Origin of the sequence: Mesorhizobium sp. M7A.F.Ca.AU.001.01.1.1, from assembly GCF_004022735.1 — a bacterium.
In the GTDB taxonomy this organism is placed as follows: domain Bacteria; phylum Pseudomonadota; class Alphaproteobacteria; order Rhizobiales; family Rhizobiaceae; genus Mesorhizobium; species Mesorhizobium ciceri.
On record NZ_RZPF01000180.1, the window covers coordinates 1 to 9,687 of the forward strand.

A 9,687-nucleotide genomic window follows, 5' to 3' on the forward strand; every position below is an offset into this window, starting at 1 on the left:
GATGCGGACCGGTTCGGCAATTCCCTCATTGGCGAAATAGTGCTGCAGAAGCTCGCGCAGCCTGCCTGCCTGCACCCGCACCACGGCATCGGTGGACGGGTCGAAATCGCCGTCCTTGCCGAAAACATCCATGGCAATGGAAAAGCCCTTGAGCCTGTCGGCTTCGCCGGCCTGTTCACGTTCGACAAGATAGCGTAGCAGCTTGCGCGCGCGTTCGGATCGGCCGAACGTTTGGCTGGCAAGCAGTCGCTCCAGTGTCTCGCGCACTGCGGGGGCGGCAGGCGTGGCATGCTGCAAGTGTCGATCCTCTCGAAGTCGGCACAGGTTGAGGCGCGATCATATAGGTCCCGCACCACCACACAAGTATACACCCCATTATGCGATCACGTACCCACCGGATAATTCCGCGGTGGTTAACGGCCCGAAAGGTCGGAACCGATCACCAGATTGGACGGTTCCGATCTTTGTTCCCGTCGGGCGTCAGCCGGCTTTTTTGCCGACGATACGGTTGGCGGCGGACATCACTGCTTCCAGCGAGGCGGCGACGATGTTGGTGTTGATGCCTGCGCCGAACAGCTTGCCGCCGGGATATTCCATCTCGACATAGGAAATGGCCGACGCGTTCGAGCCGCGCTGCATCGAGTGCTCGGAATAGTCGAGCACCGACATCTCGACACCGAGATGACGTGACAGCGCATCGACGAAGCCGTCGATCGGGCCGGTGCCTGTGCCCGATATCGTCAGTTCCTTGCCGTTGTCGAGGATGACCGCCTCGACGACGCGCCGGCCCTTGATCTCGGTGCTGGGATAGGTGTGGTGATCGAGGAATTTCAGCCGCGCGCCGGGCTGGTCGACATAGGTCTCGAGAAAGCGCTCGTAGATGCGCCTGGCCGGCACTTCCTTGCCCTCGGCATCGGTGATCGCCTGGATTTCCTGGCTGAACTCGATCTGCAGGTTGCGCGGCAAATTGAGGCCGTAATCGGCCTGCAGCACATAGGCGATGCCGCCCTTGCCGGACTGCGAATTGATGCGGATGATGGCTTCGTAGCTGCGTCCGACATCGGCCGGGTCGATCGGCAGATAGGGCACTTCCCACAGACTCGTATTGGCCTTCTTCAGCGCCTTCATGCCCTTGTTGATGGCATCCTGGTGCGAACCGGAAAAGGCGGTGTAGACGAGTTCGCCGACATAGGGGTGGCGCTCGGGGATCTTCAACTGGTTCGAATATTCATAGACGTCCTTCATCCGGTTGATGTCCGAGCAGTCGATCAACGGATCGACACCTTGCGTGTACATGTTCAGCGCCAGCGTGACGATGTCGACATTGCCGGTGCGCTCGCCATTGCCGAACAGCGTGCCTTCGACACGGTCGGCGCCGGCCATCAGGCCGAGCTCGGTGGTGGCGATGCCGGTGCCGCGGTCATTGTGCGGATGCAGCGAGACCAGCAGGTTCTCCCGGTTGTCGAGGTTGCGGCACATCCACTCGATGCGATCGGCATAGATGTTGGGTGTCGACATCTCGACCGTCGAGGGCAGGTTGATGATCAGCTTGTTGTCAGCGGTCGGCCTGACGATCTCGGTGACGGCGTTGCAGATCTCCAGCGCAACTTCCAGCTCGGTGCCGGTAAAGCTTTCCGGCGAATACTCGAAACGAAAGCCTCCGCCGGCCTTGGCCGCCATGTCGGTGATCATCTTGGCGGCGTCGGTGGCGATCCGCTTGATGCCGCCGACGTCCTTCTCGAAGACGACGCGACGCTGCAATTCGCTGGTCGAATTGTAGAAATGGACGATCGGGTTGGTGGCGCCCTTCAGCGCCTCGAAGGTGCGGGTGATCAGCTCCGGCCGGCACTGCACCAGCACCTGCAGCGAGACATCGGCGGGTACGTTGCCTTCCTCGATGCACCAGCGGGCAAAGTCGAAATCGGTCTGCGATGCCGACGGGAAGCCGATCTCGATCTCCTTGAAGCCCATGTCGAGCAGCAGGCCGAACATGCGTGCCTTGCGCTCATGGCCCATAGGATCGATCAGCGCCTGGTTTCCGTCGCGCAGGTCGACCGAGCACCAGATCGGCGCCTTGTCGATAACCTTCGAGGGCCAGGTGCGATCGGTGAGACCGACGGTCGGATAGGGCTGATATTTGCGAGCCGCGTCGGGCATGCCTTTGGCCGAATCCGTGTCGGCTACCGCGGCATCGGAGCGGATCTCTTCTCGTGCGTTCATCGTCGTTTCTCCCGGCGGCTCATGGATCCACCTTCAGGTGGATTGATGGCGAGCGGCGCCTTTACCAGAATTTCGTTCGCTTGATGTGATTGCCAAGGAGCATGCGCTTGCGCGGCGGTTCGACCGCCGGGCGCTCCTTCAGCGAACCCGGCGATCGCCGATAAGGCCGAGAAGAAGCAGGGTCGAAGCCAGCGCGCGCACGGTCTCGCCGGAAAAACCGGTCGGACGGGAAGCGTTGCTGGCGCGCGTGTTCATGGCGGTTCTCTTACAGGAGCGGCTTGTGGGAGGCAAGTGGGCCGCGGGCCGTGTCGTAAGCACATGAGTTGTCCGGATTAGCACGTGAGTTGTCCGGTTTCATAGCCAGCGAATGGAGGCTGGGGATGAAGCGGGCCGCAGGCCGTGCAGGACAACGAATCCGGGTTAACGGGCTTCTTCGGAGCCTTTGCCGGCGCGTTGGCCGACGAAGCGTCAAACGAAAAACCCGCCTGTGCGGCGGGTCACTGGCGCAAATCAGCACCATGGATGAAAATGTACCTTAGCTGAGGGCAGGGAGTCAAGAAAAAATTCCTATCATTAAAAACTTTCGGCACAAAGGCTGCCAACACCGCCGAACTGACTGCCGCCGCCAGGCCTTTGTTCAGCTGAGTTCGGCAGGCCGTGTCGTAAGCAGTCGTCCGGATTAGGCAGCAGATGAGTTGTCCGATTTGTCTGTCGGCTGGTTGAGACGGGCGGCACCCCGACGCGCGTGCTCTTCCCCAGGCGCGGCAAATGCGCCAGACTTGGGCGACGGGTTGCGATGTCCAGTCGCCGGGAGGGGTCGTCCATGAATTTCGTGTTCTTCTCGCCGCATTTTCCCGCCAATGGCGCGGATTTCTGCGACCGTTTGAAGAAGGCCGGGGCCAGGCTGCTCGGTATCGGCGACGCGCCCTATGACGCGCTCGACGCCAAGCTGAAGGCGGCGCTCAGCGAGTACTACCGTGTCGCCGACATGGAGGACTATGATCCGGTGTTCCGGGCAATGGGGCATTTCATCCACAAGTGGGGCCGCATCGACCGCTTTGAATCGCTCAACGAACACTGGCTGGAGCTGGAAGCCAACATCCGCACCGATTTCAACATCTACGGCACCAAGCTCGATTTCGTGAAGAACCTGAAGCGCAAGAGCCGCATGCGTGCCTTCTTCCGCAAGAGCGGCGTCGACACCATCGCGCAGCGCAAATGTTCCGACCGCGCCGGGGCCATGACCTTCATCCGGCGCGTTGGCTATCCGGTGGTGGTCAAGCCCGACAGCGGTTCCGGCGCATCGAACACCTTCAAGATCTCCAACGCCAAGGAGCTCGACCAGTTCTTCCGGGACAAGCCCGAGGACGTGACCTTCGTCATGGAGCAGTTCATCGAGGGGCTGGTGGTGACCTATGACGGGCTGGTCAACCGCGACGGCGAGGTGGTGCTGGCGGCCAGCCACCGCTACGACCAGAGCGTCATGGAGGTGGTCAACAAGGACCGCCACATGAGCTATACCTGCTTTCCCAGAATCAACCCGGCGGTCGAGGAGGCCGGTCGAAAGATCCTGAAAGCATTCGACGTGCGTGAACGCTTCTTCCACATCGAGCTGTTCGAGACCAAGGACGACCGTGTCATCGCGCTGGAGGTCAACATGCGCCCGCCCGGCGCCTGGATGACCGATGCGATCAACTATACGTTCGACATCGATGTCTATGCGGCGTGGGCCGACATGGTGGTCAGGGATGCCGCCGGCGGCCCTTACGAGGGCAAATATTTCACCGCCTATGCCAGCCGCAAGCGACGCCTCCACTATTTGCACAGCCATGAGGACGTGCTAGCCGCGCACCGCGACAAGATCGTCCACCATCAGGCCATCGAAGAGGTTTTCAGCCGCGCCATGGGAAATTACGCCTACCAGATGCGCTCGAAAGACGAAGCAGCGCTGCGCGAAGCGGTCGCGTACATCCACGCGGAAAAGGCGTGAGGCGATGGACATTTCCTATCATAAGAATTTCTCGAGCCAACTCGGCCGCGACATGGAATACAAGCGCTACGGCCATGCCGGCCGGCCGGTGGTGGTGTTTCCGACCTCGCAGGGCCGGTTCTACCAGTTCGAGGATTCCGGCGGGGTGGGCGCACTGGCCGAATTCATCGACACCGGCCGCATCCAGCTGTTCACGGTCGACGGCGTCGATTCGGAATCCTTCTTCGACAAGCATGCCGACGCGGCCCATCGCATTGCCCGCCACGAGGCCTATTTCCGCTATGTGCGCGAGGAAGCGCTGCCGGACTTCCTGTCCACGGCCGAGCAGGCCAATGGCGGGCGCAAGCTGAAGCCGCTGTTCTCGGGCTGTTCGATGGGCGGCTATCACTCCTCGAACTTCGTCTTCCGCTTTCCCGAACTCGCCAGCGGCGTCATCGCGCTGTCGGGCGTCTATTCGGCGCGCGATTTTTTCGGCAGGGCGCTCGAGGGCGATATCTTCTACAACTCGCCGCTCGACTATCTGCCCGGCATCGTCGATCCCAAACTGCTGGCCCGGCTGAAGACGCTCAGGCTGATCTTCTGCTGCGGGCAGGGCGCCTGGGAAGAGCGGATGCTGGTCGAGACGCGCAGGTTGGAACAGATCCTGCGCGACAAATCCATTCCCGCCTGGGTCGATTACTGGGGCGGCGATGTCAGCCACGACTGGCCGTGGTGGCACAAGCAACTGGTCTATTTCTTCGGCCGTTGGCTGGATGACGACCTGATGCACAGGCTGGATTGATAGGGAGGCCCGTCCGCTGACGGCTACCCTTCCTGGCATGCCGGCAGGGCGGTTTCGCGCTCCGAAGCCGATACGCGACGCAGGCCAAGGAAGACGACAAGGGCGGTGACGACGGTGATCGCCGCCAACACGATCAGCAGCCTGTCGAACGCCGTCTCGTAGGCCTGGACCAGAACAATGGCTCCGGCTTGGGGCAAATGTTGTGCTGCTTCGCCGAGATTGCCGGTCACCAGCAACTGGGCTGCCGCCGCTGCGTCCGTCGAAGATGCCATTCCTTATGCGGCGAGCTGCGCGGCGGCAAAGCCGGAAAGCGTCGCCATGACGATCGCCAGCGCCACACCCTCGCAGGCGACGCGGGTGGTGTTGAAGATGCCGACCGCCATGCCGGCGCGCTCCCTTGGCACGACGCTGACCGCAAGCCCGTCCATCAATCCCCAGGGCAGAGCGATGCCGACGCCGATCAGCATCAGCGGCGCCATCAGCGCACTATCGACCGGTGGTGTCAGGCTCAGCCAGACAAGCCCGGCGGCAGCGACGAGCAGGCCGACACCGCAGATGGTGGCCGGTGCGATCCAGCGCGCCAGCTGGCCGGCGAGCATCGGCAGGATCAGCAGCGGACCTGAGAGGCAGATCATCAATTGCCCGGCCTTGATCTCGTTCATCCCTTCGATGCCGATGAAACGGATCGGCAACAGGACGAGCAGGACGACGAAGGCGTAAGCGGGTGCCGCAGCCAGGAACTGGACGCCGACGAAGCGGGGGTAGGCAAACAGCGTGAGATCGAGCATCGGCCGTTGTGCTTGCCGCTCGACAACGACGAAGGCGACAAAACAGATGATAGAAGCGGCCAGAAGCGTGACGACGAGGGGATCAGCCCAGCCGCTCTGCGGCGCCTGGAGCACGCCATAGGTCAGCGACGCCAGCGCGATCGTGAAGGTGCCGGCTCCCGCCCAGTCGAGGCCCGTCGCATCCGGGTCGCGCGATTCCCTGATGGTGCGCAGGCCGAGCATGGCGGCGGCAATCGCGAGTGCCGCAACCAGAAGAAAGATCGACCGCCAGCCGAATGCGGAGATAAGCAGGCCCGACGCGATCGGGCCGAAGGCGAGGCCGATGCCGAAACTGGTGCCGAGGAAGCTGAAGGCGCGCAGCCGCAATGGCCCTTCGAATTCCTGGGCGAGTGCCGAGGCGCCGCCAGCGAAGGCGGCCGCACTGCCGATCCCCTGCACGGCCCGGAAGATGTCGAACCAGATGATGTCCGGCGCCAGCATCGCGCCCAGTGATGCCAGGATATAGAGGGAGAGGCCGACGAGGAAGAGGCGCTTGCGGCCGTGGTTGTCGGCCAGGGCGCCCGACGCCATCAGGGTGGCGCCGAAGGTCAGCATGAAGGCGTTGGTCACCCAGTTGAGCTCGATGGGACTGCCGCCGAGATCGGCCGCGATGCGCGACAGAGCGACGGCCGGACCGGTGAAGGTCAATGGCATCGTCATCGCGGCAAGGCACACGGACAAGAGCACGAGCCATCTCTCGGCAGAGCCGGTTGTGGTCCTGGAAGTCATGGATTTTCCTATCTGAAACAGCACTCGCCGGTGGGCCGCGCGATTGCGGAGCCGGTCGTGATGACAAGATAGGTCGTCGGCATTTCAGGAAGAATAGTGTTATATCTCCTGGTATATCGGACTGAAACGCTCGAATGGAATGACACGATGGATCGTCTCAACGGGCTCCTGGCCTTTGCCCGCACCGCCGAATTCGGCAATTTCGTCGCTGCCGGACGGGCGCTTGGCATCTCGGCTTCCGCTGTCGGCAAAAGTGTCGCCCGGCTCGAGCAGGAACTCGGCGTGCGGCTCCTGCAGCGCAGCACGCGGCGCATTGGCCTGACGGAAGAGGGCAAGCTGTTCAACGAGCGGGTGCGCCGCATCCTCGACGACATCGACGATGCCGAGGCGATGCTGTCGCGGACACGGGAAACACCGCGTGGGCGGCTGCGCATATCCACCCCGATCGTCACCTATCATCTGTTGCTGCCGGTGTTGTCGGAGTTCATGGCCCGCTATCCCGAGATCGAACTCGACATCGATTTCAACGACCGGATCGTCGACGTCATCGACGAGGGCATCGATGTCGCGATCCGCAGCGGCGAGCTGCCTGATTCGCGCCTCGTGTCGAGACCCGTTGCGCCCTTCCGCATGCTGCTGTGCGCGGCGCCCTCCTACCTCGAGCGCCATGGCACACCCGGCGAGCCGGCGGATCTCATCAGGCATTTCGGCATAAACTTCCGCTTCCTCAACAGCGGCAGGCTGCTGGAGTGGCCGTTCATAACCGGAAGCGCTGAACCGCAGATCCGCTCGATGCTGACCTGCAACAACATGGAAGCATTGAAGGGCGCCACGATCGCCGGCCTCGGCATCGCCTGCATGCCGGATTTCCTGGTGCGTGAGGCGCTGCACGAAGACAGGCTGCGTACCGTTCTCGACGGTCATGTCGACGGCCGTGGCCAGTTCCGGATGCTGTGGCCTTCCAACCGCCATTTGTCGCCGAAGGTGCGCGTGTTCGTCGATTTCCTTCCCGATCGCCTTGCGGCGCGCTAGGCGTTCATCGCATAATATGACAGTGATAGTCATGTTTGTGTGGAAGCGCTTGAGCGGCTGTGGCATGCCGCTGACCGCGGGGGCGCTGCGGCGCTTGCCCCGAACTGTTGCATAGGACTTGAATGATGGACCAATTGAGCGCGCAAACCCGGATCAGCGACGCGGCGATCAGGTCGGTGATGGACCGGCTGCGCGCCGAGCACAGCGAATTCGAGATCGACACCGGCGTCGCCGACCAATGGGAGCTTCGCCTCTATTATGGTTCGTTGAGCGCCACGCTCGATGATGAAAGCGTACTGATCCGCGTCGCGGCGTCCGACGAAACCTGCCTGTCCTACATGAAGATGACGGTTGCCGGCCATGTCGCCGAACATCTCGGCACGACCAGGGGCATTCATTGGCAAGGCGACGGCGTTGACGCCGGCACGCCGGTCTTCTTCCGCGAGATCACGGTGATGTCGTCGACGCGGATTTCGGCGCATATGCAGCGTCTGCGCTTCGCCGGCAAGGATCTCGGCCGGTTCAGCCATGGCGGCCTGCACATGCGGCTGCTGCTGCCGCCGGCTGGCCGCCAGCCGCTCTGGCCGACGATGGGCGCCGACGGCCTGATTGTCTGGCCTTCGGGCGACGATGCTCTTGCCGTGCGGGTCTACACGATCCGGGCGCTGGATGCCGCAAGCGGCTGGCTCGATGTCGATTTCGTGCTGCACCCCGGCCAGGAGACGCCCGCCGCCAGCTTCGCGCAAAATGCACGGGCGGGAGATGTCATCGGCATGATCGGACCCGGTGGCGGCGACGCTCCGGTGGCGCAGACCTTGCTTCTGCTCGGCGACGACACAGCACTTCCCGCCATAGGCAGGATTCTGGAAGATCTGCCGCCGTCAACACGCGCTGAGGCGCTGATCGAGATCGATGGGCCGGACGACCGGATGGCGCTGGCGCAAGGGGATAATATCGACATCACCTGGCTTTACCGGCACGGCCGCGAGGCCGGCACCGCGGGCCTGTTGTCCGCCGCCTTGCGCGAGCGCAAGCACATGGCGCTTGCCGACGGCCTGTACGTCTGGGTCGGTTGCGAATTTGGCGATTTCCGGGAGATCCGCAAGATCGTGCGCAAACAGTGGGGCCTGCCGCGCGACCGCCACCTGGTTACGGCCTACTGGCGCCGGGACGCGCACAGCGTGGGCGAGGGCGGCGAGGACTAGCCGCTGCCTATTGCCTGACGCTTCTCGCCACCAGCCGCGCGACGCTCGGGCCGATCAGCAGCACGATCAGGAAGCGTGCTGATTGCAGCGCCATGACGAAAGAGATGTCGACGTTCTGCGCTGCTGCAGCGATGATGGCGATGCTGTCCATGCCGCCGGGGCTGGTCGCCAGATAGGCGGTCAGCGGATCGATGCCCAGGAGATGGCTGATCATGAAGGCAAGGCCGCCGCAAAAGGCGATCAAGGCCACGATCGAGGCGATGATCTGCGGCAAGGCGCGCGCCGCATGGCGCAGGATCGCCCTTGTGAAGTTCAGGCCGATCGACCAGCCGACCATGGCGTAGCTGACGGCCAGCAGCCATTGCGGCAATTGCATTTCCACGCCCAAGCCGAGATGGACGACGGTGCCGAAGATGAAGGTGCCGAGGAAGAAGGGCGAGGGCAGTCGGCACAACTTTCCCGCCAGGCCGCCTACGACCGCGATGCCGATGGTGGCGGCGAAGGCTTGGGCATCGATCGGCGGAAACCAGACGATGGCGGGGATTTCGACCTCAGACGTGTCGACCCACATCTTGGCAACGAGTGCCGCCGTCATCGAGACGAAGATGACGCGCAGATATTGCATGAAAGCGACGAGCCGCTGATCGGCGCCGAAGGCACCCGCCATCAGCACCATGGCGGTGGCCGCACCCGGCGACGAGCCCCAGACGGCGGTGGTGCCGGGCAGGATGCGCCAGCGGCTGATCAGCCAGCCGAGCAGGCTGGAGGCTGTGACGGTGGCCACCACGACGCCGAGAAACAGCGGCCATTCCTGGGTGAAGACCGGAAAGATGTCGGCCGAGATCGACGCCGCGACGAGGCAGCCGACGATCGCCTGGGCGGCGCCGAACAGAAGACGCGGCA

Annotated in this window: 6 protein-coding genes and 2 pseudogenes; 4 read left to right on the top strand and 4 right to left on the bottom strand. The window is 63.1% G+C overall.

Annotated features, from left to right (window positions below; genetic code table 11):
- Nucleotides 1-297, bottom strand: a pseudogene (locus EN884_RS13500) (hypothetical protein); the annotation flags it as partial.
- 183 nt (nt 298-480) lie between these two features.
- Nucleotides 481-2,220, bottom strand: coding sequence for a 2-isopropylmalate synthase (leuA, locus tag EN884_RS13505; RefSeq protein ID WP_032899463.1), 1,740 nt, complete (start codon nt 2,218-2,220; stop codon nt 481-483).
- 823 nt (nt 2,221-3,043) lie between these two features.
- Here leuA and EN884_RS13515 point away from each other — a divergent pair.
- Together EN884_RS13515 and EN884_RS13520 are read left to right on the top strand one after the other, a co-directional pair.
- A complete protein-coding gene (locus EN884_RS13515) occupies nt 3,044-4,210 on the top strand; it encodes an ATP-grasp domain-containing protein (RefSeq protein WP_063168866.1) in 1,167 nt (388 codons plus the stop codon).
- Between the two features lie 4 nt (nt 4,211-4,214).
- On the top strand, nt 4,215-4,991 hold the full coding sequence (locus tag EN884_RS13520) for an esterase family protein (RefSeq protein ID WP_063168865.1): 777 nt from the start codon (nt 4,215-4,217) through the stop codon (nt 4,989-4,991).
- Nucleotides 4,992-5,014: 23 nt separating this feature from the next.
- Here EN884_RS13520 and EN884_RS13525 read toward each other — a convergent pair.
- Nucleotides 5,015-6,547 (bottom strand): annotated as a pseudogene (locus EN884_RS13525) (MFS transporter).
- Nucleotides 6,548-6,694: 147 nt separating this feature from the next.
- On the opposite strand from EN884_RS13525, the gene EN884_RS13530 reads away from it, so the two are divergent.
- Both EN884_RS13530 and EN884_RS13535 read left to right on the top strand, forming a co-directional pair.
- Nucleotides 6,695-7,579, top strand: coding sequence for a LysR family transcriptional regulator (locus tag EN884_RS13530; protein ID WP_013529929.1), 885 nt, complete (start codon nt 6,695-6,697; stop codon nt 7,577-7,579).
- A gap of 125 nt (nt 7,580-7,704) precedes the next feature.
- On the top strand, nt 7,705-8,784 hold the full coding sequence (locus EN884_RS13535; protein WP_063170323.1) for a siderophore-interacting protein: 1,080 nt from the start codon (nt 7,705-7,707) through the stop codon (nt 8,782-8,784).
- 7 nt (nt 8,785-8,791) lie between these two features.
- On the opposite strand, the gene EN884_RS13540 is transcribed toward EN884_RS13535, so the two are convergent.
- A partial coding sequence (locus tag EN884_RS13540) for an AbrB family transcriptional regulator (RefSeq protein WP_164895002.1) occupies nt 8,792-9,687 on the bottom strand: 896 nt, incomplete at its 5' end.